This is a genomic window from Mesorhizobium sp. M0296 (genome assembly GCF_040321675.1).
In the GTDB taxonomy this organism is placed as follows: domain Bacteria; phylum Pseudomonadota; class Alphaproteobacteria; order Rhizobiales; family Rhizobiaceae; genus Mesorhizobium.
This window is the reverse complement of the sequence record NZ_JAMYRZ010000001.1, coordinates 1-22,394: the sequence shown is the minus strand read 5'-3', so window position 1 is coordinate 22,394 and position 22,394 is coordinate 1. Positions and strand designations below refer to the sequence as shown.

The following is a 22,394-nucleotide window of genomic DNA, read 5'->3' as shown; positions in this document are numbered from 1 at the left end:
CGATGGGCCTCGAGCTTCCGATCCTGTGGCTCAGCATATTGATGTTCGGGGGTCTGGGCGTACTTTTGCTGCTCGGATTACCGATGGCCTTTTGCACCGGCAGCCTTGCCGTGCTTTTCCTCTTTCTATTCGGCAATTCGGCCATGCTGAACATGCTGCCGTCTCGGGTCTTCCCGTTCATGACGGATTATCAGCTCTCGGCGGTGCCGCTTTTCATCTTCATGGCCGCGATTCTCGAGAAGGCGGGCATCATCGAGGAGCTGTTCGATGTCGTCTACAAATGGCTGGGCGGACTCAAAGGCGGGCTCGCATCGGCCACGGTGATCTCCTGCACGCTGCTGGCCGCGATGGTCGGTGTCGTCGGGGCGACGGAAGTGACGATGGGCATGATCGCGCTCCCGGCCATGCTGCGCCGCAACTACGACGCCAAGCTCGCCTGCGGCTCGCTTCTTGCTGGCGGGACCCTAGGCATTCTCATACCCCCTTCCGTCATGGCGATCGTCTATGCCGTCGTGGCGCAGCAGTCGCTGGGCGAGCTTTTGATCGGGTCGGTATTTCCCGGGCTGCTGCTGTCCGGGATGTACGTCGCCTACGTGACGGCGCGCTGTTACATCGACCCCAAACTCGGCCCGGCGTTGCCGCCGAACGAGCGCATTGACTTCGCCCAAAAACTCAAGCTTTTGCGCCGGACGTTCATGCCGATACTGCTGATCCTGCTTGTGCTCGGGGTCATCTTCATGGGCATTGCCACGCCGGTCGAAGCCGCCGGCATCGGTACGTTCGGGGCTTTCATCGTCTGCGCCGCACATCGGCGCCTGACCTGGGACACGATCCGGGAGGCCTGTGTCGCGACGCTCAAGGCCACGGCGATGGTCATGTGGATATTCTTCGGCGCCACCATGTTCGTCGGTTTCTTCATCCTGAAAGGTGGGCAGAACTTCGTAGCCGAATCGATACTCGGAACAGGCTTGGCGCCTTACGGCGTTCTTGTTCTGATGATGATCATTCTGTTCGTCCTGGGCATGTTTCTGGACTGGGTGGGCATTCTCCTTCTCACCGTACCGATATTTCTGCCCATCCTAAAGCCACTCGAATTCGGCGGCACGTTTGGGCTAGCCGGTGTGGCTCCTGAAGACGTGCCACTGTGGTATGGTGTCATTTTCATGGTCAACATGCAGATGGCGTTCCTTAGCCCGCCTTTCGGCTATTCGCTGTTCTATCTGAAGAGCGTTGCGCCGCCGGAGATCTCGATGGCGACGATCTTTCGATCCGCAGTCCCCTTCTTGTGCCTGCAGGCGATCGGAGTGGGACTATGCATCGTGTTCCCCTCAATCGTCGTCTGGCTCCCGAAGGTCATGTACGGAGCCAATTGACCACATTTGCGGCTTGCCGACACCGAGGATCAGTCGAATTTGATAGCTTTTCGCTTGAACGGCGTCACCTTTTTGCCTTCCTTTGCGCGTCGTCATGAGATCGCTTCTTGAAACAATCCTGGCTGCGAGTGCGGGTTTATCGCACTCGACCAGTCTTGGTTATCTCGCCTACGCCGCCCCGGGAATGCCGCCCCATCTGTCCTTGCCGAGATGGCCAAGGAACCCGCCGCCGATCAGATCGTTTCGCGATAGATCAATCGGACGAGGAGAGACATGCTCGAAATTCTGCATGCTCACAATCGCGGGACACCGAACACGGGCCGGCTCTGCCAGTTCGGGGCTTGGCGCGATGCTGCGTGACGATGCTGCGTGACGTCGATTATGTCCTGCAAAAACTCGACTGGATGCGCGCCGAAGGCATCTGGCCCAACGGCTTGCGATATCTGTGGACCGATGCATTCGGGGTCGTGCTCTACGTCTCGCTTTATGCGGAAACTGGCGAAGAGCGCTGGCTGGGCGAAGCCGAGCGGCTGGTGGCCGATGTCGAGCGTGTGCTCGGCCGCCGGCGCGGACTGAGGATCGGCGAAGCGGCCGATCGCGACGGCCAGTATTTCCACTATCTGGCGATGTGGCTGTTTGCCCTGGCGCGTCTCGGCGATCTGAAGCCGGAATACCGCAAGCGCGGCATTACGCTGGCGCGGGACATTCACCCGGCGTTTGTGGTCCCCGGCCGCGGCGTGATCTGGAAGATGCAGGAGGATTTGAGCGGTCCTTACCCCGGCTACGGCCTCGGCAGCATGGATGCCTATGACGGCTACGTCTCTTACCGAATGCTCGACGACGAGGAACTGGCGCCCGAGATCGCGCAGATGCGTGACCTGATGGTGCGCGATTGGCGCAGCCTCGACATCGACCAGGACCTCGGCCTCGGCATGATGCTGTGGCTCGCCCATTTCTTTCCCGACGAGCCGTGGGCCGAGGCCCAGACGAGGCGTTCGCTGCGAACCCTGGAAACGATGTGGGTCGACCCGCCCGGTTATTTCAGCCGCGCGCCATGGCTGCGCGATACCAAGTTCGCCTTCACCAATTACGGCGTTTCGCTCGGCCTGCAGGCCGCCGGTATCTGGCCGGGGCGTGTCGATAGGCTGAACGCCTTCTTCGAGGACTGGCGCTCCGGCGACGAATACGACCGCGAGGCGATCACCTGGGTGATGGCCTGCACCTCGCATCTTCCCGGTGCTTTTCTGACCCGGGGTGGCGAGAGAACGATTGAAAGCGACGAACCTCGGGAACGTTCCTCTGCCGGCGCGGTTGTCGATGAAAGTGCATCGAAAAGCAAAAGCAAGGAACGCGGTTGAAATGGCCACTCTCTTGGGAAAACCGGGGAGCTGTTGGGTGGCGACGGCCACCTCCACGAACTATCCCCAGCTCGAAGGTTTGGTCCGTGCGGACGCCGTTGTCGTGGGGGCTGGAATCGTCGGGCTGACGACGGCGCTTCGGCTTTGCGAGACGGGCCGGTCGGTGATCGTCTTGGAAGGCTTGCGGACAGGTGGCCAGGTGACCGGCCGCTCGACGGCCAAGATCACCACGCAGCATGCGCTGATCTATCGTCATCTCATTGACAGCGTAGGCCGGGACCTGGCGCGGACCTATGCCGATGCGAATTCCGCCGGCGCCAAACAGATCCGCGATTGGGTTCGCGAGTACGCCATCGCCTGCGATCTCGAGAGCAAGGACGCCTATAGCTACACCTGCAGTGAAAGCCGGCGCGCGGAGATTGCGGCCGAGGCGGAGGCCGCGCGCCAGGTCGGGCTGGAGGCCGAGATCCTCGACCGCGCGCCGCTGCCTTTCGTAACGGCCGCCGCGCTACGGTTCCCCGACCAGGCGCAGTTCAATCCGGCGATGTATCTGGTTGGCCTGGCGGAAGCGGTGACGGCCCGTGGCGGTCGGATCTTCGAAAACAGCCGCGCCACCTCGATCGACGAGGCAAGCCGCTGGCGCGTCGTCACCGATGGCGGCGCCGTTGATGCCGGGCACGTCGTCGTCGCCACCAACATGACGGTGAAGAGCCCCGTCGGCATGGCGAACCGGACGCAACCGCGCTGCCACACCGCCATGGCCTTTCGGATCGACGATCCCCTCCCTGTCGACGGCATGTTCATCGGCATCGACGACCCGACGCATTCCATCCGCACGGGCCGTGATGCCGAAGGGCCACTGCTGGTCACGCTCGGCCCCAAGTTCAACACCGGCTGGGACGGCGACGTGGCCAAGCGGTTTGTCGAACTGGAAAACTGGGCAAGAAAGAACCTTCCGGTCGGCGACGTCGCGTGGCGCTGGTGCAATGAGGACTATGATACGGCCGACAGGATCCCATATGCCGGCGAACCCGATCCCGCCAAGGCCGCCGGCTTCCACATTGCCACGGGCTTCAACGCCTGGGGCATCACCAACGGGACGGCCGTGGGCGCGATGATCGCCGACCTGATCTGCGGCCGCCCGAGCCCATGGCAACAACTCTACGATCCGGCCCGGCCCTATCCTGAGGCCTTCCACAAGAACGGCCGCAGTCAATCGATCGTCTCGAGCACCCACGACATTGCGCCTGGTATGGGCGGCATGATCGTCAGGGGAGACGAAAAGATTGCGGCGTGGAGAGACACCGAAGGCGCACTCCAGGCGGTTTCGGCGATTTGCACCCACAAGGGCTGCACCGTAACCTGGAACAATGCGGACCACACCTGGGATTGTCCCTGCCACGGCTCGATCTTCGCCGCCGACGGTTCGGTCATCCACGGCCCTGCCCGAAAACCGCTTGCCCAGATTACATTGTGAAGGCGGCGACCGACACGGCCCGCGTCACGCCGGCCGTTCGTAGGTTCCGACCAGCTCCGTCTCCTCCAATGCGTGTTTCTGGGCTTGCTTCCAGACCTGATGCACGCCCGCCTGTCCTGGTACGCTGAGGCTCGGCACATCGAGCGCGGCCAGCAGGAAGTGGTAATGGTGGACGCCGTGCCCTGCAGGCGGCTGCGGACCATCGTAATACGCATTGCCGAAATCGTTGGTGCCTTGCCTGAGTGCCGACGGGCCGGGCTTGCCGTCTTCGGCCTCGGCTAGTCCCCCGGTATCCGGCGGGATGTTGAACACCGCCCAGTGCCCGAAAATCCCGCTTGGTGCATCGGGATCCCGCACGACAAGAACAAGGCTCTTGGTGCCATCCGGGACACCGGACCACTTCAGCGGCGGCGAGACGTTCTGGCCGTCACGCGCATATTTTTCGGGAATTCTTCCGCCTGCCCGGAACGCCGGGCTGATAAGGGTGAGTGGCATTGCTATTTCCCCAAGGAGGTTGCGACCGAGAAGCCCGCGCCTGCGCCGTTCACGCCGCTTGCTGAGCTTCGGCGACGCGTCTTATCTCGCCCGGCAGGGATTCCCAGACCTTGTGCATCTGTCCTTCTCCGACGTGATGGGCGAGTACCTTGGACACGACCCTGAATGCATCCTTGGAATCGACCGGGCGGGTAAATTCCAGCTCCGCCTTGATCTTGGCCAGAAACTCGTCGAGCGACCGCATCTTCTCGGGAGCTTTGGAAGGCTGATATTGGTCATAGAAGGCGCCGCGCACCAGGATCGGCAGCTGCGAGCCGAGGTGGGCTGCAAGATCCGGCTGCATACGGTCGCGCAGGGCGTGCAGCACCGCTCCGAGAACGTGCCAGGCGACCTGCCGATCCGGTCCAATCTCGTCCATGATCTCGTCGAGCCAGATGTTCGTGGTCTGCAGTGTCTTGTCGAATACGTCGAGTCCGGTGGCGTTCATCGAGATCCTCCTTCCGTTCAAATCCGACTAGGTGATGTGACCAAACAGCCGTACCTGCCCGTTGTTCCCCCATGCGCATGTCCTGATGCGCATTTATTGTCGGAGGTCCCGTCTGTTGTCGGCCCGTCATGAGGGGATTCGGGCCGGCTTTTTTGCCGCTGTTTTTCGACCACCTTTCTTGGCCGGCACCGGAACATCCTCATGGGTGGACGAGTTTTGTTTGCCGTCGCCGATCACATGGCGACGAGTGATGCAGACACAAAAAACAGGAGAAGAACCATGGCACATCACGATTTGGCGCCCCGGACGCCATCGCGCAGCCTCTACCCATCCGCGCGCGACCCGCTCACGTCATTCCACCGGCAGATTGACCGCCTGTTCGACGACTTCTTCGCGCCGATGGCCGAAGCGACTACGGCCGGCGATCTTTGGCCGAGCGTCGACGTACATGAAACAGACCAAGCCTATAAGGTCACCGCCGAATTGCCGGGGCTCGAGCAGAAGGACGTTGAGCTCAAGCTGCGCGAAAACACCCTCTTTATAACGGGCGAGAAGCGTTCGGAGCACAAGGAAGGCGAAGGCGGCCGCACCTACAGCGAACGCAGTTATGGCCGGTTTCAGCGGACCATCCCGCTGGAAGCGGAGATCGATGCCGACAAGGTGCAGGCCACTTTCAGAAACGGCATTTTGGCTGTCGAGCTTCCGAAGAACCCCGCTGCAAAGGACAAGACACGCCGCATAGAAGTGAAAGCGCGATAGTTGCCAAACTGAAGGCTGCCTGAGCAGGCGGCGTTCAGCCCAGATGGAGAAGAACGGCGAGCACGGCGGCAACCGCCCAGCGAGCGTCTAGCGCCGGGGATCGTCCGTTGCCTCGGAAACGCCTTCGAGAGCGATTTTGGCGGCTTCCTCATCGGTCCGCCCGAGGTCGGCCAGGGCGATGACGCCGACGAGGCGCTTGTCGTGATTGATCACCGGAAGACGACGCACCTGATGCTTGGCCATGATCTTCGCCGCATCGGTGATATCGGCGTCATCGAAGCACCAATAGACATGCTCGGACATGACCTCGCGAACGGTCGTGTTGCCGGCTGAGCGCTCCTCGGCGACGCCGCGCATCACGATGTCGCGGTCTGTCACCATGCCGACCAGCCTGTCATTCTCGCCGACCGGAAGGGCGCCGAGATTGTCGGCCCGCATTTTCCGGGCGGCATCCCTGATTGTCGTGTTCGGGCCGACCAGTTCGGTCCGACGGCTCATGATCTCCTGAACTTGCATGGGATCTTCCTTTCCCTGATTGCTGAGGCAACAAGTCGCCAGACGGACCTGTTGCGACGCATCGCTAGATTGCCAGCTGGCCGGACGAGGCATGTACGGATCACTACTTCGATCTTCCCGATCCGCGCTGAGGCGCGTGCCGGTGCCGGCACCTCGCGATCGAAACTATTCTTGGAACGTCCAGGCAGCGAGCGAGTTCCAAAATGGTACCGGTGCCGCAGCCATCCCACGGAATGTGGACGCAGGCTGGTGAAAAAACATCCGCCGGGAAAACAGATGCACGCGGATTGAAGGTCATGGCTATCATCTTTTCAGATCGCCGCGAGGCCGGGCGGCAACTCGCCGGGGAACTCGTTCGCTTTGCCGGCCGCGACGATGTGATCGTATTGGCGCTGCCCCGAGGCGGCGTGCCGGTCGGCTACGAGGTCGCGCAGGCACTCAAGGCACCGCTCGACGTCTTCGTCGTGCGCAAGCTCGGCGTCCCCGGCCACGAGGAACTGGCCATGGGGGCGATCGCGCCCTCAGGCGTACGTGTCCTGAACGACGAAATCGTCAACGGTCTCGCGATCCCGCCACATGTCATCGACGCGGTCGCTGCAAGGGAGGAAAAAGAGCTTCTGCGCCGCGAGCACCTCTATAGGGACGGGCGACCCCCACCGCAGTTGAATGGACGAACCATTATCCTCGTGGATGACGGGCTTGCGACCGGATCGACCATGCGGGCCGGGATCAAGGCGCTGCGAAAAAACCACGCCGCCCATATTGTCGCGGCCGTTCCCGTCGGTAGCCCCGACACTTGCGACGCGATGCGGGCGGACGCCGACGAGGTCGTTTGCGCGACGACACCAGAGCCGTTGCTGGGTGTCGGGCGCTGGTACGTGGATTTCTCGCAGACGAGCGATGAAGAGGTCCGCGCGCTCCTCGCCAGGTCCGGGCCCAAGCCCGCCGCTTCCGAAGAGGAATTGGCTGGGCGCGCGGGCGCGGGTCCGGCGCCTGGCACCAGATCGACATAGCGGAGATGGATATGGACCGGGATAGCGAGCACGTCGTGCATGTTCCCGCGGGACCTGTCACGCTTGAGGGCAATCTTTCGTTGCCCTCGGATGCTCGTGGCCTTGTGCTCTTTGCCCATGGCAGCGGAAGCAGCCGCCACAGCCCGCGCAACCGCTACGTGGCAGGAAGGCTGAACGAGGCGAACCTCGCCGCCTTCCTCATCGACCTGTTAACGGCCGAAGAGGAGCGGATCGACCAGGTCACGGCCGAGTTGCGCTTCAATATCGGACTGCTCGCCGAGCGGCTGGTCGGCGTCACGGATTGGCTCGGCGCCTCGCCGGAAACATCGGGGTTGCGTCTTGGCTATTTCGGCGCGAGCACGGGCGCCGGTGCCGCCCTGGTGGCGGCGGCCGAGCGGCCCGACCAGGCCGCGGCCGTGGTTTCGCGTGGTGGCCGGCCCGATCTTGCAGCGCACGCCCTGCCGCGCGTCCGGGCGCCGACCTTGCTCGTCGTCGGAGGCGCGGACAAGCAGGTGATCGCGCTCAACCGCTCGGCGCTGGCGGCGCTCCACTGCGAGAAGGAGCTCGCCATCGTCCCTGGCGCGACGCACCTGTTCGAGGAGCCCGGCGCCCTGGACGAAGTCGCGGGCCTGGCGAGCCGATGGTTCTTGCGCCATCTGATTTCGGACAGATCGGCGTCGACGTCCTGACAGCTGGGGCTTGGATCACCAGTCCCGGGATCATTTGCGTCCTCAACGCGTTATGATCCTCATAAGACCGCGCGCAGCTGCAACCCGAATGGCTGTCGCAACCCGTATGAGGGAGAAAGACAATGCCGGACAAGAAAACCATCGAGAAGGCCCGAAAGGACAAGCGCGAGGGCAAATCGCCGAGCACACAGGCCGGCGAGTTCGTGCACGAGGAGATCGATAAAATCCGCCGCGGCGAGCACGGCGCGCGCTCGACCCAGCAGGCCATCGCCATCGGGCTTTCCGAGGCAAGACGCGCAGGCGTAGACCTGCCCCCGCCCAAAAAGGGCAAGGTGAAGGAGAGCACGCGCAAAAGCGCCGAATACGCCTATGAGGCCGGCCAGGGTGAACGCACGCCGAAACGCCGCCCGCGGGTCTCGAAAGCCGTCTCCAAGGTGCTCGAGCACGAGCCGAGGAGTACGGCGTCGCACGAGGCGCTGGCGCAGCAAGCCAAGCGTGCGGCCTCGCGCCGGACGGCTGAGGAGCGCTCGGCCGCTGCCAAGAAGGCCGCCGAGACGAAAGGCGCCAGCGGAAGGAAGGCGGCGGCGCAGAAGGCCGCCAGAACGCGCGCGCACCACGCATAGTTCAAAGACGGCAGTTCGCCTCCTGGAAATCCGATATGGCCCAAGCGACCGGTATCGAGATCTGCCCCGGCAGCGCGGGACAACGCCGCTGCCCAAGGCGAACCTGCATCCGCGGGACAACATCGACTTCGAAATCACCGCTGACGAAACGGTGGCGCTGAACGAGCAATACGCGTCACTCGCGACGCTGCCTGACGCGTGACACCAACCGGAGGTACACGGCGGCAAGGGCAGCGGGAGACCGATCAGGAAAGCGCAGCCTGTTTCTTGAGCATGATGCGTATCGCCCATAACGCGGAGAACTCTGATCATGACCTCAGCTGCCAGCACGACAATGCCGCGAGACACCACTCAGACGAGACATATCGCTTTGCTCGGCGCGCCCTCTAATCTTGGGCTGATGCCGCAGGAGGGTAAGCCGGAGCCCGGCGTGTGGAAGGCGCCGGAGACACTTCAATCGCTTGGTCTCGCCGACCGTTTAGGCGCCGGTCCGTTGCGCTCGGTTCGGGCTCCGTCTTATCGGCCTGAGGTGGATCCTGCGACGGGCGTGCGCAATGCCCAGGCCCTGCGCCAGTATTCCAAGACGCTTGCCGAAGCGGTCGACGAGGAGCTGAACTCGGGAGGGTTCCTGCTCATGCTCGGCGGCGATTGCCGTGTGTTGCTTGGCCCTGCGCTCGCGCTACGGCGTCGTGGCCGCTACGGCCTTATCTTCTTCGATGGGCACACCGATTTCAAATTGCCGGATACCTCGCCGTCAAAGGGAGCCGCGGGCATGGATTTGGCCTTCGTGACCGGCCATGGCCCGACGCTCCTGACCGATTTCGGCGAGCACACTCCTTTGGTCCGTGAGGCCGACGTAGTCGCGTTTGGCTATCGCGATGTGCAGGACCCCGCGACTTACACGTGCAAGGCCGTCTTCGACACCGATGTTCACCGGATGGATTTGGCTGAAGTGCGGCGGCGCGGCTTCGCCGATGCGGCACGCATAGCGCTTGACGCGGTCGCAGGGCAGGACATCGAGGGTGTATTCGTTCACTTCGATGTCGACGTGCTGGACAGCGAGATCATGTCGGCTGTCGATACGCCGGAGGCCGGCGGTGTCTTGCCCGACGAAGCTGTCGAAGCCCTTCGCACATGGTGCAACGATCCACGCGTGATTGGGATGGAGGTGACGATCTATGATCCCGACCGCGATCCGGATCGTCGCTGTGGCGAGCTGCTGATCGACATTCTGGTCGCTTCCCTTCGCGGCCGGTAGACCAATGGGAGTCCTGCACTTGTGCACAAATGCAATCCGCCGGCACGAATGGCCGTCGGTCTGACGGATCGCCGCGCGCACCCATTCTGTGGTGCTACCTCATCGGGAACCGTTCTCAACGAACATGGTTCGGAGTGTGCGACCGAAGCATTCGGCTTCTTCTACCCGGCTATCGCCAAGGAGATTCGCCATGACCGGCAAAACCCGTCCCACCGTCCTGATCACAGGCAGCAGCGGGTTTCTGGGCCAGGCCATCGCTCGCGGCTTGATGGAGCGCTACGACATCATCGGCCTTGATGTTGCCAGACGATCCTTGCCCAGCGTCGAGACGATCGAGATCGACCTTACCTCGGACGCGAGCGTGGCGAAGGCACTGGCCGAGGTGCGCGAGCGGAGCGGCGGCCGCGTTGCCTCGGTGATCCATCTCGCGGCTTATTACGACACGACCGGCGAGGATAATCCGAAATACGGCGCGGTGACCGTCGAGGGAACGCGCCGGCTGCTGAACGCGCTGAGGGGGTTCGAGACGGAGCAGTTCGTGTTTTCGAGCACGCTGCTGGTGCATGCGCCGAGCCCGGCAAAGGGCGCCAGGATCGACGAGCGATCGCCGATCGATCCGGCCTGGGCCTATCCGAGATCGAAGGCCGAGACCGAGACGCTGATCCAGAAGGAGCACGGCGACATCAAGGTTGCGATCCTGCGACTGGCGGGTGTCTATGACGAGGATTGTCACGCGGCCTTCATCGCCCAGCAGATCGCCCGCATTTTCGAGCGCATGCCGACCGCCTATCTTTTCACCGGCGACATCACCACCGGCCAGCCCTACCTGCATCTGGACGATCTCGTCGACGCCGTGGTGCGCACTGTCGACCGGCGCAGCCCGCTTCCCGACGAGACCGTACTGCTGATCGGCGAAGAAGAGACGCCGTCCTACGACGAGATGCAGAAGCAGATCGGGCAGCTCCTGCATGGCGAGACCTGGCGGACCCTGTCCCTGCCGAAAGAGGTGACGAAGCTCGGCGCCTGGATGCAGGAGAAGGTTCTCGACCAGGAGACCGACATCAAACCATGGATGATCGAGAACGCCGACGATCACTACGAGATCGACATCTCCCGCGCCAGGCGCCTGCTTGGCTGGAACCCGCGGCACCGCCTGACCGCTACCTTGCCGGAAATGATCCGGCGGCTGAAGGCGGATCCTACCGACTGGTACAAGAAGAACAAGCTTGAACCGTCGGCGGCCGTCGCTTCCGCGCCCGAGCTCGACCAGGCCGCCGAACGGCTGCAGCGCCCGCTCGAGCGCTCGGACGACGAGGTCGAGGCGGAAACCGAACGCCACCGGGCCGCAACGCTCTGGGCGCCGCTGACCAACGTTGCGATCGGGCTGTTGCTCGTGGCGTCGCCCTTCACGCTCGGCCTGTTCGATCCCGCTTCAGCACCGATTCCGCCGGCGCTCGGACATGAGATCTCCTCGCCGGAGACGCGCGACGGCAGGCTCGGCATCAGTGAGATTGTATCCGGCCTCGCCATCCTGTCGCTGGCGCTCGTCGGCATGCGCCGGCGCTGGCACGGGCTGCAATGGATCACCGCCTCGATCGGGGTTTGGGTGATGTTCGCGCCGCTGCTGTTCTGGACCACCAGCGCCGGAGCCTACGCGACCGACACGTTGGCCGGCATGCTGATCGTCGCGTTCGCGGTGATGATCCCGCCGACGCCGGGTATCAGCCGGCGTGCCCTTGCCGCCGATGACGACCGCCCGCTCGGCTGGAGCTATTCGCCCTCCCTCTTCACCCAGCGCATTCCCATAATCGGCCTCGCCTTTGTCGGCCTGTTCGTCTCGCGCTATCTCGCTGCCTATCAGCTAGGGCACATCGACAGTCTTTGGGATCCGTTCTTCGGCCCGGGCGAGACGCCGGCCGGCAATGGCAGCGAGGCGGTGGTCACCTCCTGGGTCTCCAAGGGTTTTCCGATCGCCGATGCCGGGCTGGGCGCCTTCGCCTATGCGCTGGATATCCTCGCGGGCGCGATCGGCGATCGCCGCCGCTGGCGCACCATGCCGTGGATGGTGCTTTTGTTCGGCTTGCTGGTCGTTCCGCTCGGCGTGGTCAGCGTCGGCTTCATCATCATCCAGCCACCGCTCATCGGAGCGCTGTGCACGCTCTGCATCGTCCAGGCTGCCGTCACCGTCGTCCTCATCCCTTATTCGGTCGACGAGGTGCTGGCGAGCTGCCAGTATCTTTGGCATGCGAAACAAGCGGGAGAGCCGTTCTGGCGCACATTCTGGTGCGGAGGTCCGGCACTTTCGGAGGACCAGACGCCAACGCCGGATCTCGACCGGCCGCTATCGGCAGTGGCGCGGGACTTCGTCACTGGCGGTGTGAATTTCCCCCGGACCCTTGTCGCCAGCACACTCGCCGGCACCCTGCTGATGATCACGCCGCTTGTCTTCGGCACCAGCCCGCCGCTCTACTTCAGTGACCATGTCACCGGCTGCCTGGTCATCATGATCGCCGTTACGGCGATGGCCGAGGTGGCGCGCGCCGTCCGCTTTGTGAACATAGCGCTTGGAGCCTGGATCGCCCTCTCTCCGTTCATGCTCGCCGGCGGCGCGGCGGCGAGCCTCGCCAATCTGGCGATCGGAGCGCTGCTGGTCGGGCTCAGCCTGCCGCGCGGCACGCGCAGCGCTGCGCATTATGGCGGCTGGGACCGGGCCATCGTCTGAGAATGTTCGGCGGCGCAGGACGGTCGGCCAGGTGGCTGCAAAGATTGATCCGCATCAACCTGTCGAACACATCGAGCGGGAAGTCGGCGAAAGGCGCAAAGGCGGCCGTACCCTTCCAACTTGAATTTTCCGCGTATCTGCATTTCACAAGTCGGCAAATAAATTAGGGAGGAATTTCAGCATGATAAAAGGGCAATTCTCTGCGCCGGCATCCTCGCCGCCGGTATGTGGGCCGCGTCGTCATCGGCGTCCGCCGAAAGCCTGACCATGTCTTGCGGCGTTGACGAGGTCTGGTGCCAGCAGACGGCGCGGGCGTTCGAGGAGAAGACCGGCATCACCGTCAATATGACCCGCAAGAGCGCTGGCGAAATCTGTGCGCAATTGCGCGCCGAGGCCGCCAACCCAAAGGGAGACATCTGGTGGGGCGGAGCCGGCGATCCGCATCTGCGGGCAGCCGAGGAGGGCCTGACAGTGGAATACAAATCGCCGCTGCTCATGCGGACCGGTTCTGATCAAAGCTTGAAGGATTGCACGCAGAGCTGGCGGACCTGGGCGAACACGCCGTTGCCGGCGCAAATCACCAGCGCGCCGTTTTCCAGCACCGTCTTTGGGTCGGGCTTGACTATAGTGCCGCCGGCTTCTTCCACCAGCAGCATGCCTGCCAGGCAGTCCCAGGCGTTCATATGCTCTTCGACATAGCCGAGCAGCCTGCCGGCGGCCGCATAGGCGAGCATCAACGCGCCGGATGCGTTACGGAAAAACACGCCGCCCTTTGAAAACAGCAAGCCGATGAGCGTTGCGACGTTCTGAATTTCGACGCGGTTGGAAAAGCCGGTGCCCAACGAGCCGTCGGTCAGGCTGGTGGCCGCGCTTGCCCTGATCGGCTTGCCGTTGAGAAAAGCGCCGCCGCCCTTGCGGCAATGGAACGTTTCGCCGGTAGAGGGCTCGTGGATGACACCCACGACAGTGTCGCCGTCCTTGGCGCAGGCGATGACCACACACCAGGCCGGAATGCCCCGCACGAAATTCGCGGTGCCGTCGATCGGATCTATCACCCAGACATGCCCGCTCGATCCGGTGACCGAGGCATGCTCCTCGCCGACAATTCCATCGGTCGGGTAAGCGGCTTTCATTGCCGCACGGATGAACAGCTCGACCTCGCGGTCAGCCTGCGAGACCATGTCCTGATGACCTTTGCTCTCGATGGCGAGGCTGTCGAGGTCGCGAAAATACTTCAGGCCGAGCGCGCCGGCGCGCCGCGCGAGGTCGATGGCGAACTGTTCGCGCGTTGCTGTGTCGGGTGTCATGAGATCCTTGGGATGGCGAATGTGATCTGAGGAAAATACCCCAGCCAAAGAAGCTTAGCGGTGAAGCTAAGAGCGTGCAAATGACGAGCCCTGCCTTTTGCGGGGCGGCCCCGAGGCCGACCGGTCTTCCATGCGCCCGACAGCGACAGTCGCGCTCATACGGGTCCGGTCATGTCGCCTTCGATATAGATGATCTGGCCGGTCATGAAGCTCGACGCGTCGGAAACCAGGAAGATCGCGGCACCGCCCAGTTCATCGACCTCGCCCACCTTGCCAGCGGCCGACCAATGCCACGGCTGAGATTGCCGGCGATAAACGCCTATCCCCGCCAGACATCTTCGCGGCGCAGATCGTCCATCGCGCGCGAAATGCCTTTGCGCAGGATCGACACCATATCGTCGATCTACTGGCGCTTGATGATTAATGGCGGCGACATCACGCACATGTTGATCAGTAGCCGGACCAACAGGCCGAGCTCGTGGCAATGCGCGTCGATGCCAGTCGGCACCTCGATCCGCCTCGCTTATGACCCTGAGGCTCTGCTGGCGATAACCTGAATAATTTTTTGCGCAGCAGTGCGACCGGCGACGATCGCGCCCTCGACATAGCCCGGAAATGACGGCGACAGCTCCGACGAGGCAAAATGCACCGGCGGGGCGCCCGCCCGGATAATGCATTCGGCATCCGTTGCCGCCGCATCGACGATCGAATCGCTGTAACCGCCGCCGCTCCAGTGATCCTCGGTCCAGTCGCGATAGCTGAGAGCGGTGACGCCGGCCGCCTCGATACCGAGCGCATCTTGCAGCTTTGATGTCACCGTAGCGCGTAGCGCCGCGCTGTCCATATCCCGCCAGCGCTGCGCCAGCGGCCCGCCGATGAAGACGACAAGTGCTGCATGATCCTCGTCCTTGCTGGCATCGCAGGCAAAAAGTCCGTGCGGCTCCCGCCACATCAGCATGCCGCTCAAGCCCCTGTCGCGCCAGAAAGCCTTGGGATAGCGCACAAGCATTTTGATAACTGCGCCGCTTTCCCAGACGCCGAGGGCTCTCTCCAGCGCAGCCGGCAGCGGTGGCACGAAATCGACTCTCGAGGCCATCATCGGCGGTAGCGCGACCAGTACCGCTCGTGCCTCGGTCACGCCGGCAGGCGAAACGACGCGAACCCCTCCCGGGCCGTGCTCAATAGCCTCGACGGCTGTATTCAGCCGCAGTCGATCGCCGAGATCCCGCGCAAGATCATCTGCCAGCGAATGCATGGTTTCGCCCACGAAATACTGCAGCTCCGACACCTCGTTGGTGATGCGGCGATCATTGTCGATCAAGTACCACAGCGGCAGCCTTTCCATTGCCAGGCACCACAGGCCCTCGATCATCGACCGAAAGGCGGCCTTGGCATCGTCGGGATCGTTCTGGCGATCGAGCCATGCCGCCACTGTCAAGCCGGCGATGGCCGGGTCGGTCGGTGCGATCGCGTTCATCCGCTCGCGCATTCGCATCGCGGTGCCGTAAGTGCGCCCGGCTTGCGCCTCGCTCATTCGCGGCTGCGTGACGAATTCGCCTGCGACATGGGTCTCGACCAATGTCTTGCCGCGCGCTCGCACCAGCGCCATTAATTCCGGCATGTCTTCGCACAAGAACTGGCCGCCGCTGTCGATCCGCTCGCCGAGCCCGTTCTGCACGGCTTCGACGCGGCCGCCGACACGGTCGCGGGCTTCGAGCAGCACGACATCGATGCCGGCGTGGTTCAATTCACGCGCGGCCGACAGGCCGGTGAAGCCGGCGCCGACGATGGCCACATCGGCTCGTTCGATCTTGAACTTCATTGGCCGGCCTTGATCTTCTCGAATGTCAGGGGCCGGATCATTGTCTTCATTGCTGGTCCACCCTCTTTTTGATGGTTCATGCCGGCCTGGCACCGCGGGCTGCTGAGTTCGGATAGTGCTTGGGGAATGCCGCAGACAGGAACTCGTTCGCGGCCTGCAGCGCCGTCTCGCGTGTGGCGTCCTCGGTGCCCATCATCAAATGCAGCCACAGACCATCCAGCATGGCGCTGAGCGCCAGCGCCATGACTTGGGGCTCATAGGCATAGAAGCCGCTCTGCTTGAGCGCCGCGCAAAGATCGATGAATATGTTCTGGTAGACGGCATCACGTGCGCTGCTCAGCGCCTGATATTTCGGTCGCGATTTGGCCTCGCCCCAGAAGGCACACCAAGCAGCCAGCTTGCGCTTGTTGCAGATCGAGCGGTTGAAATCGGCTGCCACCAATGCCTGCAGCTGGCGGGCGGGATCATCGCCGGCCCTTTGCAAGGCGCTGCGCCAATGCGCCGAATACTCGTCATGCATGTATTGCAAAGTGGCGACGAGCAGCTTCTCCTTGCTCTCGAAATGGAAATTGACGATGCCGCGCGACAGGCCGGCGCCGTCGGCGACGTCGGCCATAGTCGTTTCCGAATAGCCGCGCTTGGCCAATGAATCGATAGTCGCTTCGATCAGTTGAACCTGCCTTGTCTCTTTCGACGCTTTGCGGCCGCGCTTTTCGGAATCGCTTTTTCGCGCCGGTTCGAGGAGGGCTTCGCGCGCCTCTGTTGTCTTCATCGGGGTGATGGTCTCCAGCATCGCCGGCTAGCCGACCGGCATCGGCCGCGAAGATCAGTGGGACGGTGTTTGCCACTGTCAAGCACCTTCTGCATGGCTGCCCATATTCGAATGTTCTCGTCGAGATTGCATCCTTGGAGAAAACGTCGTCGAAGGCACCGTCGGCGAAGGGCAGCAGTCCCGGCGATGCAAACCAGATCAGCGCCGCCGAGCCCGCCTGCAGCGGACCTTGGCTCGAGATCCACGCCAGGCGCGAGCTGCAATATCAAAAGCTGCTGAAGCGTGCCAAACTGGTGCCGCGGCTGGTCGTCAGGCTCGGCCGCCGCACTGCCAATCCGCCTGCGGATTTCTAAATATGGCCGACGACACCGACAGTCCCAAACTCGACGCCGAAGCCGCCGAACAGTGGCAGCTGATCAACACACCGCTCGGCGAAAAATGGTCGGGCCGCACCCGCTATGCTGCGGCCATGTTCTTCTACAAACGCGGTGAGATGAGCGCTGAAACGCTGGAGGCCTACCGTATTTGTGCCAGGCTGGATTCGACCGATCCGCTGCCGATCATCCGCGACCGCGGCATTGGCCCGGACTGGCTTAAACGCATGGGTTTCGAATAGTCGGCCTCCAAATCGCATTCCGGTCAAGCCGGCATCACCCGCTTAGCCGATGGTCTTTTCCAGCATGCCGAGCCAGTTGCGATAGGCGATCTTCTCGATCAGCGCGCGCCCGAAGCCGCGAGCCGCGAAAGCGTCGAGCAATCTTGGCAGGCCGGCAACGTCGCCTATCACGGCCGGGATCATGGCGCCGTCGAAATCCGAGCCCAGGCCGACGCCGTCTTCGCCCAGCGCCTGCAGCAGCGAATCGACATGGCGCACCATGATGTCGAGACTGGTGTCGGCGTTCATCCTGCCGTCCTCACGCAGGAACCCGGTGGCGAAATTCAGCCCGACCATGCCGCCGGAGTCGCGGATCGCGCCGAGCTGCCATTCGGTGAGGTTGCGCGAATGGCCGCAGATCGCGTGCACGTTGGAATGGGTCGCGACCAGCGGTGCGTCGCTGATCTCGACGACGTCGCGGAAACCTTTTTCGTTGAGATGCGAAAGATCGATCATGATCTTCAGCTGGTTGCAGGCTTTCACCAGCGCCTTGCCGGCATCGGTCAGCCCCGGCCCTGTATCGGGCGACGACGGGAAACGGAACGGCACGCCGTGGCCGAAGGCATTGGGACGGCTCCAGACGATACCGAGCGAGCGCAGGCCGGCTGCGTGGAGGACATCGAGCAGGGTGAGCTCAGGGTCGATCGCCTCGACCCCTTCGATGTGGAAGACCGCCGCGATCGAGCCTTGCGCCATCGCCTTCCTCACATCGCCGGCGCTGCGGCAGACAGTGAGCGCCGAAGCCCGCTCCAGCCTGAACAGGATCGAGGCCATCGCTATGGTGGAGTTGAGCGCATCGGCGCGCGGAACCTCGGGCGGCAAGGGCTCGCTGTCGCTCGGCGCCAGCGGCACCGCGCCGCGCTTGGATTTCTCGACAGGCGGCGGGAAGATCGCGAACATGCCGCCGGCAAATCCGCCTTTCTTCGCGCGCGGCAGGTCGATATGGCCACTCGGCGTCCCCTCGACGAACAGCTTTTCGACGTCCGCATCCTTCGACTGGTAGAGCCTGAGCAGCGTGTCGTTGTGGCCGTCGAAGACGGGAACGAGATCGGATTCGGTCATGGAGGGCCATTCGGTTGAAGTGGTCGGGCCGCGGACGGCGAGCCGGTTGTTGCCAATACTTAGGCAAGACGGGCGCTCTGCGCAAATCCCGCATGTTTGCCTTAGGTTTGTACGCCGCCAATGGTCGAAGGGGCACGCGGTAAAGCCGCGCACCCTTTCTCCTGTCATTCATCGAGGGGCTGTCTCTATTACCGCTTCAGCACGTCCGCCCATTCCGGATGGCGGCGGAACTGAGCATTGGCGAACGGGCAAAGCGGGATGATCGTCTTGCCCGCCGCACGTGCATCCTCGACGGCACGGGTGACGAGGCGAAGTCCCGCGCCCTGGCCGCGAAATGCATCCGGCACTTCGGTATGGTCGATGATGATCTGGTGCTCGCCGACCTTGGTGAAGGTCATCTCCGCCTCGGCGCCGCTCGGCCCACGCAGGAAGTAGCGGCCCTTCGAGCCGCGGTCCTCCAGCTCGATCTCCGGCAATAGGTCAGACATGGCTTGCGGTCCTTTCATCCGGCGCTACGGCGAACAACTGCCGCGCCGCCTCGATCTCGCTCGGCCGCACCTCATGGCCGCCGTCATGCCACTCGACTGTGACATCGGCACCATCGGCGCGCAAATAGGCTTCGAGCCGCGCCGTCAAATCAGGCGGACAGATCGGGTCTCGCCTGCCGGCGGTGACCAGGATGCGGCTGCCGTCAAGGCTGCCCTTGACCTCCGGCTCGAACGGGATCAGCGGATGCATCAGCACCGTTGCGTCGAACAGCGAGGGTTCGGCAAACAGCACCGAGGCCAGGATGTTGGCGCCGTTGGAATAACCGAGGCCTAGCACCAAAGATGGCTTTGCCGCCTCGACATGTGCCTTGACGAAGCCGGCCATCTTGTCCGTCGCTCGCGTGAGATCGCCCATGTCGTAAACGCCCTCGCCGGTACGGCGAAAGAAGCGTGCGGCGCCTTGTTCCGAGACATCGCCGCGCGGGCCGACGATCGTCGCTTGCGGCGCAAGATCGCGCCCAAGCGACAGAAGCTGATCCTCGTCGCCGCCAGTGCCATGGAAGACGAAGAGCAACGGTCCGCCCAGCGAACCGGGCAGCACCTTGTGAATATACGAATCCTTGCTCATAACCCTGCCCTCAGTCTTCCAGTTTCTGCAGATGCTGCTCGAGATAGGGCCGCAAATGCTGGTGTTGCGACGGCAGTTTCAGCGCCTCGCCGAGATGGGCGGTATCCTCGTCGCGGTCGAAGCCCGGCTCGTTGGTGGCGACTTCGAACAGCACGCCCCCCGGTGTGCGGAAGTAGATCGCCCAGAAATAATCGCGGTCGATCACCGGCGTCACCTGATAACCTGTATCGAGGAGTGCCTTGCGCACTTCGAGCTGCTTGGCGCGGTTCTCGACGGCGAAAGCAACATGGTGGACCGAGCCGGCGCCGAGATTGGCGAAGCCGGCCCCTGGCAGCGATTCGATATCGACGACGTCGGCGCCGTTGCCGTTCTTCACCGCCAGCCGCCTGATGTTGCCGGACTTGTCGACCTCCTCATAACCCATGAATTTCAGCAGCTCTTCGGTGGCGCCGCCATCTTTCAGCCTGAGCGACACCGAGTGAAAGCCGCGGATCGCCACGTCGGTGGGAATGCCACCCTTGGCCCATGGCGCACGGTTGTCCGCTCTGTCTTCGACCAGCGCAAACCCGTCGCCGTCGGGACCGGCGAACGCAAGACGCTTCTCGCCGAACGTCTCCTCATGGGACAGCCCGGTGACACCTTGCTCGGCAAACCGTTTCTCCCAATAGCCGAGCGTGCCCTCGGGCACCGAGTAAGCGGTGTTGCCGACTTCGCCGACTCCATGGCGGCCCTTGCCGATGTTCGGGAACGGGAAGTAGGTCATCACCGAGCCGGGTGTGCCGACCTCGTCGCCGTAATAGAGGTGGTAGACGTCGGGTGCGTCGAAATTGACGGTTTTCTTGACCCGCCGCAGGCCGAGCGTCCCGGTGAAGAATTCATTGTTCTGGCGCGCATCGCTGGCCATCGAGGTGACGTGATGCAGGCCCTTGACCTGGTCGAGCATGTCTGTTGCTCCTTCCCTTGTGCTGGTGCGGCCCTTGCCGCTGTCCACGCAAATATGAGCATCCGCCTCCTGGCCGCAAAGGCGGCAAACACAGAATGGACTGTGCTGTTAAAGTGAACGACGAAGCAGGTTTTGTTCACCATTCGGCAAACTAGACCGGCTTGCATACTCGCCGAAATTGCGCTCCATGAGCGACGCATGTAGCCAGCGTGAGGATACAGCGGTTGAGTGGAAAACGCCCCAACATTCTCCTGATCACCTGCGACCAATGGCGGGGCGACTGCCTGTCAGCTGCTGGGCACAAGGTGGTAAGGACGCCGAATGCCGACGCGCTGGCTGCCGAGGGCGTTTTGTTCCAGAAGCACTATGGCGGCGCCGCACCTTGCTCACCGGCACGCGCCTGCCTCTACACCGGCCTTTACCAGATGAACAATCGTGTCTGCCGCAACGGCACACCGCTCGACGCCCGGCACGGCAATATAGCGCTCTGGGCGCGCGCCCTCGGCTATGATCCGACGCTGTTCGGCTATACCGACACGGCGCGCGACCCGCGCACGCTGGCGCCTGGCGACCCGCAGCTGAAAAGCTATGAAGGCGTGCTGTCCGGCTTCACCGTGCGCCAGCTTCTGCCTGAGCACCAGAAGCCCTGGCTGTCATGGCTCAAGGCGCGCGGCGTCGATGCCGGTGCCGGCTCCCCCGCCATTCACCGCCCGGCGGGCGAAATCCTGGAAAACGACGGCGCGATCAGCAACGGTCCGCCAATCTATTCGAAGGACGAGACGCCGTCGGCCTTCCTGGCCGGCGAATTCATCCGCTGGCTCGGCGAGCAGGAGCGCGATGCCCCGTGGTTCGCGCATCTTTCCTTCATCAGCCCCCACCCGCCCTTCATCGTGCCGGCGCCTTATAATGCCATGTACGATCCGGCCATCGGTCCAGCTTTTGACCGCGCGGAAAGCTGGCAGGCCGAAGCAGCAAGCCACCCTTATCTCGCCTATGAACTTGACCGGCAGGAACGGTCGAAATTCCGTCCCGGCTCGGAGGGCAAGGTGCGCGACTGGGGCGACGATAATTTTCGCCGCATCCGGGCGCTCTATTACGGCATGATCTCGGAGGTCGACGCGCAGCTTGGTCGCGTCTGGCAAGCGGTCAAGGCGGCCGATGCATGGGACGACACCGTCATCGTGCTGACCTCCGACCACGCCGAGATGATGGGCGACCATTTCATGCTGGGCAAGGGCGGCTTCTTCGACTGCAGCTTCCATATTCCGCTGATCATTCGCGATCCGCGCCGCCGCAAGGCTGCCGGCAGCAGCGTCGACCGCTTCACCGAGGCGGTGGATTTGGCGCCGACCTTGCTTGAGCTCACTGGGCTCGAGCTCACTGGCGGCGAAGTGCTGCCGCATCTCGACGGCCGCTCGCTGGCGCCTTTCCTGGACGCAACGGAGCCGGACAATTGGCGCGATGCGGCGCATTGGGAGTTCGATTTCCGCTCGATCGCGGATGGTGATGCCGAACGGTATTTCGGCGTCGGTCCGCGTCAGTGCAATCTCGCCGTCGTTCGCACGCAAAAATTCAAATATGTGCATTTCGGCGGAGGCCTGCCGCCCTTGCTCTTCGACCTGGAGAAGGATGCGCGCGAGTTGACCAATGTCGCTGACGACCCAGCCTATCTGCTGGCACGGCTGGAATTTGCCGAGAAGTTGCTCGCCTGGCGGGCCGAGCATCTCGACCAGTCTTTGGCGCTCGCCGAATTGACGGACAATGGCGTTGCCGGCCATGTCGCCGGCTTCCCCTCGAGATAAGCAAAGCCCGCGCCGTTGCCGGCGCGGGCGTGTGTGTAGGCCGGTGCGCAGCTTAGCGCATGATAATGCGCTGTTTGTCGCGATTTTTCGCATAAGAGGGCTTGTGAAAGGGGGCCTGCGCCTCAAGCTGCGCCGTGGTGGCTGG

General features: G+C 63.2%; 24 protein-coding genes and 1 pseudogene. 12 read left to right on the top strand and 13 right to left on the bottom strand.

The window, feature by feature from the left end; genetic code table 11:
- The first annotated feature begins 2 nt into the window (after nucleotides 1-2).
- Entirely contained in the window at nucleotides 3-1,373 is a 1,371-nt protein-coding gene (locus NKI97_RS00125) for a TRAP transporter large permease (protein WP_352451174.1), read from the top strand.
- 168 nt (nucleotides 1,374-1,541) lie between these two features.
- On the opposite strand, the gene NKI97_RS00120 is transcribed toward NKI97_RS00125, so the two are convergent.
- The gene (locus NKI97_RS00120) at nucleotides 1,542-1,664 is read right to left on the bottom strand and encodes a hypothetical protein (protein ID WP_352832030.1); all 123 of its coding nucleotides are present in this window, start codon (nucleotides 1,662-1,664) and stop codon (nucleotides 1,542-1,544) included.
- A 71-nt stretch (nucleotides 1,665-1,735) separates the two neighbouring features.
- Here NKI97_RS00120 and NKI97_RS00115 point away from each other — a divergent pair, with 71 nt between their 5' ends.
- Both NKI97_RS00115 and NKI97_RS00110 read left to right on the top strand, forming a co-directional pair.
- Nucleotides 1,736-2,731, top strand: coding sequence for a hypothetical protein (locus tag NKI97_RS00115; RefSeq protein ID WP_352451216.1), 996 nt, complete (start codon nucleotides 1,736-1,738; stop codon nucleotides 2,729-2,731).
- Between the two features lies 1 nt (nucleotide 2,732).
- Entirely contained in the window at nucleotides 2,733-4,208 is a 1,476-nt protein-coding gene (locus NKI97_RS00110) for an FAD-dependent oxidoreductase (RefSeq protein WP_352832027.1), read from the top strand.
- A 24-nt stretch (nucleotides 4,209-4,232) separates the two neighbouring features.
- Here NKI97_RS00110 and NKI97_RS00105 read toward each other — a convergent pair whose 3' ends face one another.
- Together NKI97_RS00105 and NKI97_RS00100 are read right to left on the bottom strand one after the other, a co-directional pair.
- On the bottom strand, nucleotides 4,233-4,703 hold the full coding sequence (locus NKI97_RS00105) for a YbhB/YbcL family Raf kinase inhibitor-like protein (protein WP_352451172.1): 471 nt from the start codon (nucleotides 4,701-4,703) through the stop codon (nucleotides 4,233-4,235).
- 49 nt (nucleotides 4,704-4,752) lie between these two features.
- On the bottom strand, nucleotides 4,753-5,190 hold the full coding sequence (locus tag NKI97_RS00100) for a DUF2267 domain-containing protein (RefSeq protein WP_023677864.1): 438 nt from the start codon (nucleotides 5,188-5,190) through the stop codon (nucleotides 4,753-4,755).
- Between the two features lie 279 nt (nucleotides 5,191-5,469).
- Between NKI97_RS00100 and NKI97_RS00095 the strand changes: the two genes are divergently transcribed.
- Nucleotides 5,470-5,949, top strand: coding sequence for an Hsp20/alpha crystallin family protein (locus tag NKI97_RS00095; RefSeq protein WP_352471471.1), 480 nt, complete (start codon nucleotides 5,470-5,472; stop codon nucleotides 5,947-5,949).
- Between the two features lie 87 nt (nucleotides 5,950-6,036).
- Here NKI97_RS00095 and NKI97_RS00090 read toward each other — a convergent pair whose 3' ends face one another.
- Nucleotides 6,037-6,465, bottom strand: coding sequence for a CBS domain-containing protein (locus NKI97_RS00090; protein ID WP_023677862.1), 429 nt, complete (start codon nucleotides 6,463-6,465; stop codon nucleotides 6,037-6,039).
- A gap of 296 nt (nucleotides 6,466-6,761) precedes the next feature.
- On the opposite strand from NKI97_RS00090, the gene NKI97_RS00085 reads away from it, so the two are divergent.
- From NKI97_RS00085 to NKI97_RS00065, 5 genes are all read left to right on the top strand, one after another.
- Nucleotides 6,762-7,478, top strand: a complete 717-nt coding sequence (locus tag NKI97_RS00085; protein WP_352471473.1) for a phosphoribosyltransferase — start codon at nucleotides 6,762-6,764, stop codon at nucleotides 7,476-7,478.
- A gap of 11 nt (nucleotides 7,479-7,489) precedes the next feature.
- On the top strand, nucleotides 7,490-8,167 hold the full coding sequence (locus NKI97_RS00080) for a dienelactone hydrolase family protein (RefSeq protein WP_352451169.1): 678 nt from the start codon (nucleotides 7,490-7,492) through the stop codon (nucleotides 8,165-8,167).
- A gap of 122 nt (nucleotides 8,168-8,289) precedes the next feature.
- Nucleotides 8,290-8,790 carry a DUF6496 domain-containing protein gene (locus NKI97_RS00075; protein ID WP_352451168.1) on the top strand — a complete coding sequence of 167 codons (501 nt, stop codon included), beginning with the start codon at nucleotides 8,290-8,292 and terminating at the stop codon, nucleotides 8,788-8,790.
- A gap of 310 nt (nucleotides 8,791-9,100) precedes the next feature.
- The gene (locus tag NKI97_RS00070) at nucleotides 9,101-10,048 is read left to right on the top strand and encodes an arginase family protein (RefSeq protein ID WP_352832022.1); all 948 of its coding nucleotides are present in this window, start codon (nucleotides 9,101-9,103) and stop codon (nucleotides 10,046-10,048) included.
- 190 nt (nucleotides 10,049-10,238) lie between these two features.
- Nucleotides 10,239-12,770, top strand: coding sequence for an NAD-dependent epimerase/dehydratase family protein (locus NKI97_RS00065; protein ID WP_352832019.1), 2,532 nt, complete (start codon nucleotides 10,239-10,241; stop codon nucleotides 12,768-12,770).
- A gap of 512 nt (nucleotides 12,771-13,282) precedes the next feature.
- Here NKI97_RS00065 and NKI97_RS00060 read toward each other — a convergent pair.
- The 5 genes and pseudogenes from NKI97_RS00060 to betI form a co-directional block, all read right to left on the bottom strand.
- On the bottom strand, nucleotides 13,283-14,077 hold the full coding sequence (locus NKI97_RS00060) for an inositol monophosphatase family protein (RefSeq protein ID WP_352451165.1): 795 nt from the start codon (nucleotides 14,075-14,077) through the stop codon (nucleotides 13,283-13,285).
- Between the two features lie 155 nt (nucleotides 14,078-14,232).
- On the bottom strand, nucleotides 14,233-14,346 hold the full coding sequence (locus NKI97_RS00055) for an SDR family oxidoreductase (RefSeq protein ID WP_502901445.1): 114 nt from the start codon (nucleotides 14,344-14,346) through the stop codon (nucleotides 14,233-14,235).
- A gap of 50 nt (nucleotides 14,347-14,396) precedes the next feature.
- Nucleotides 14,397-14,588, bottom strand: a pseudogene (locus NKI97_RS00050) (aspartate aminotransferase family protein); the annotation flags it as partial.
- 12 nt (nucleotides 14,589-14,600) lie between these two features.
- Nucleotides 14,601-15,899 carry a flavin monoamine oxidase family protein gene (locus tag NKI97_RS00045; protein ID WP_352451164.1) on the bottom strand — a complete coding sequence of 433 codons (1,299 nt, stop codon included), beginning with the start codon at nucleotides 15,897-15,899 and terminating at the stop codon, nucleotides 14,601-14,603.
- Between the two features lie 76 nt (nucleotides 15,900-15,975).
- A complete protein-coding gene (gene betI, locus NKI97_RS00040) occupies nucleotides 15,976-16,692 on the bottom strand; it encodes a transcriptional regulator BetI (protein WP_502895733.1) in 717 nt (238 codons plus the stop codon).
- A 113-nt stretch (nucleotides 16,693-16,805) separates the two neighbouring features.
- On the opposite strand from betI, the gene NKI97_RS00035 reads away from it, so the two are divergent.
- The gene (locus NKI97_RS00035; RefSeq protein ID WP_352451221.1) at nucleotides 16,806-17,024 is read left to right on the top strand and encodes a hypothetical protein; all 219 of its coding nucleotides are present in this window, start codon (nucleotides 16,806-16,808) and stop codon (nucleotides 17,022-17,024) included.
- Between the two features lie 2 nt (nucleotides 17,025-17,026).
- Complete coding sequence (locus NKI97_RS00030) at nucleotides 17,027-17,287, top strand: hypothetical protein (RefSeq protein ID WP_352451162.1); 261 nt, start codon at nucleotides 17,027-17,029, stop codon at nucleotides 17,285-17,287.
- Between the two features lie 42 nt (nucleotides 17,288-17,329).
- Here NKI97_RS00030 and NKI97_RS00025 read toward each other — a convergent pair whose 3' ends face one another.
- The 4 genes from NKI97_RS00025 to NKI97_RS00010 all read right to left on the bottom strand — a co-directional run bounded on the left by NKI97_RS00025 (nucleotide 17,330) and on the right by NKI97_RS00010 (nucleotide 20,447).
- Nucleotides 17,330-18,388 (bottom strand): dipeptidase, encoded by a 1,059-nt coding sequence (locus tag NKI97_RS00025; protein ID WP_352451161.1) that lies wholly within the window; start codon nucleotides 18,386-18,388, stop codon nucleotides 17,330-17,332.
- A gap of 188 nt (nucleotides 18,389-18,576) precedes the next feature.
- Nucleotides 18,577-18,876 (bottom strand): GNAT family N-acetyltransferase, encoded by a 300-nt coding sequence (locus tag NKI97_RS00020; protein ID WP_352451160.1) that lies wholly within the window; start codon nucleotides 18,874-18,876, stop codon nucleotides 18,577-18,579.
- Nucleotides 18,869-19,504 carry an alpha/beta hydrolase gene (locus NKI97_RS00015; RefSeq protein ID WP_352451159.1) on the bottom strand — a complete coding sequence of 212 codons (636 nt, stop codon included), beginning with the start codon at nucleotides 19,502-19,504 and terminating at the stop codon, nucleotides 18,869-18,871. Before NKI97_RS00015 ends, NKI97_RS00020 begins: the two co-directional genes overlap by 8 nt.
- Before the next feature lie 10 nt (nucleotides 19,505-19,514).
- Nucleotides 19,515-20,447 carry a VOC family protein gene (locus NKI97_RS00010; protein ID WP_352451158.1) on the bottom strand — a complete coding sequence of 311 codons (933 nt, stop codon included), beginning with the start codon at nucleotides 20,445-20,447 and terminating at the stop codon, nucleotides 19,515-19,517.
- A gap of 224 nt (nucleotides 20,448-20,671) precedes the next feature.
- On the opposite strand from NKI97_RS00010, the gene NKI97_RS00005 reads away from it, so the two are divergent.
- Complete coding sequence (locus tag NKI97_RS00005) at nucleotides 20,672-22,249, top strand: alkaline phosphatase family protein (RefSeq protein WP_352451157.1); 1,578 nt, start codon at nucleotides 20,672-20,674, stop codon at nucleotides 22,247-22,249.
- Nucleotides 22,250-22,394 lie beyond the last annotated feature (145 nt).

What these genes read in the sequence shown, in the direction of transcription:
- NKI97_RS00115 (WP_352451216.1), top strand. Translation starts at nt 1,736, where the DNA reads ATGCTGCGTGACGTCGATTATGTCCTGCAAAAACTCGACTGGATGCGC.
- NKI97_RS00065 (WP_352832019.1), top strand. Translation starts at nt 10,239, where the DNA reads ATGACCGGCAAAACCCGTCCCACCGTCCTGATCACAGGCAGCAGCGGG.
- NKI97_RS00070 (WP_352832022.1), top strand. Translation starts at nt 9,101, where the DNA reads ATGACCTCAGCTGCCAGCACGACAATGCCGCGAGACACCACTCAGACG.
- NKI97_RS00080 (WP_352451169.1), top strand. Translation starts at nt 7,490, where the DNA reads ATGGACCGGGATAGCGAGCACGTCGTGCATGTTCCCGCGGGACCTGTC.
- betI (WP_502895733.1), bottom strand. Translation starts at nt 16,692, where the DNA reads ATGCTGGAGACCATCACCCCGATGAAGACAACAGAGGCGCGCGAAGCC.
- NKI97_RS00125 (WP_352451174.1), top strand. Translation starts at nt 3, where the DNA reads ATGGGCCTCGAGCTTCCGATCCTGTGGCTCAGCATATTGATGTTCGGG.
- NKI97_RS00090 (WP_023677862.1), bottom strand. Translation starts at nt 6,465, where the DNA reads ATGCAAGTTCAGGAGATCATGAGCCGTCGGACCGAACTGGTCGGCCCG.
- NKI97_RS00030 (WP_352451162.1), top strand. Translation starts at nt 17,027, where the DNA reads ATGGCCGACGACACCGACAGTCCCAAACTCGACGCCGAAGCCGCCGAA.
- NKI97_RS00060 (WP_352451165.1), bottom strand. Translation starts at nt 14,077, where the DNA reads ATGACACCCGACACAGCAACGCGCGAACAGTTCGCCATCGACCTCGCG.
- NKI97_RS00025 (WP_352451161.1), bottom strand. Translation starts at nt 18,388, where the DNA reads ATGACCGAATCCGATCTCGTTCCCGTCTTCGACGGCCACAACGACACG.
- NKI97_RS00095 (WP_352471471.1), top strand. Translation starts at nt 5,470, where the DNA reads ATGGCACATCACGATTTGGCGCCCCGGACGCCATCGCGCAGCCTCTAC.
- NKI97_RS00020 (WP_352451160.1), bottom strand. Translation starts at nt 18,876, where the DNA reads ATGTCTGACCTATTGCCGGAGATCGAGCTGGAGGACCGCGGCTCGAAG.
- NKI97_RS00010 (WP_352451158.1), bottom strand. Translation starts at nt 20,447, where the DNA reads ATGCTCGACCAGGTCAAGGGCCTGCATCACGTCACCTCGATGGCCAGC.
- NKI97_RS00120 (WP_352832030.1), bottom strand. Translation starts at nt 1,664, where the DNA reads ATGCAGAATTTCGAGCATGTCTCTCCTCGTCCGATTGATCTATCGCGA.
- NKI97_RS00075 (WP_352451168.1), top strand. Translation starts at nt 8,290, where the DNA reads ATGCCGGACAAGAAAACCATCGAGAAGGCCCGAAAGGACAAGCGCGAG.
- NKI97_RS00085 (WP_352471473.1), top strand. Translation starts at nt 6,762, where the DNA reads ATGGCTATCATCTTTTCAGATCGCCGCGAGGCCGGGCGGCAACTCGCC.
- NKI97_RS00015 (WP_352451159.1), bottom strand. Translation starts at nt 19,504, where the DNA reads ATGAGCAAGGATTCGTATATTCACAAGGTGCTGCCCGGTTCGCTGGGC.
- NKI97_RS00110 (WP_352832027.1), top strand. Translation starts at nt 2,733, where the DNA reads ATGGCCACTCTCTTGGGAAAACCGGGGAGCTGTTGGGTGGCGACGGCC.
- NKI97_RS00105 (WP_352451172.1), bottom strand. Translation starts at nt 4,703, where the DNA reads ATGCCACTCACCCTTATCAGCCCGGCGTTCCGGGCAGGCGGAAGAATT.
- NKI97_RS00100 (WP_023677864.1), bottom strand. Translation starts at nt 5,190, where the DNA reads ATGAACGCCACCGGACTCGACGTATTCGACAAGACACTGCAGACCACG.
- NKI97_RS00045 (WP_352451164.1), bottom strand. Translation starts at nt 15,899, where the DNA reads ATGAAGTTCAAGATCGAACGAGCCGATGTGGCCATCGTCGGCGCCGGC.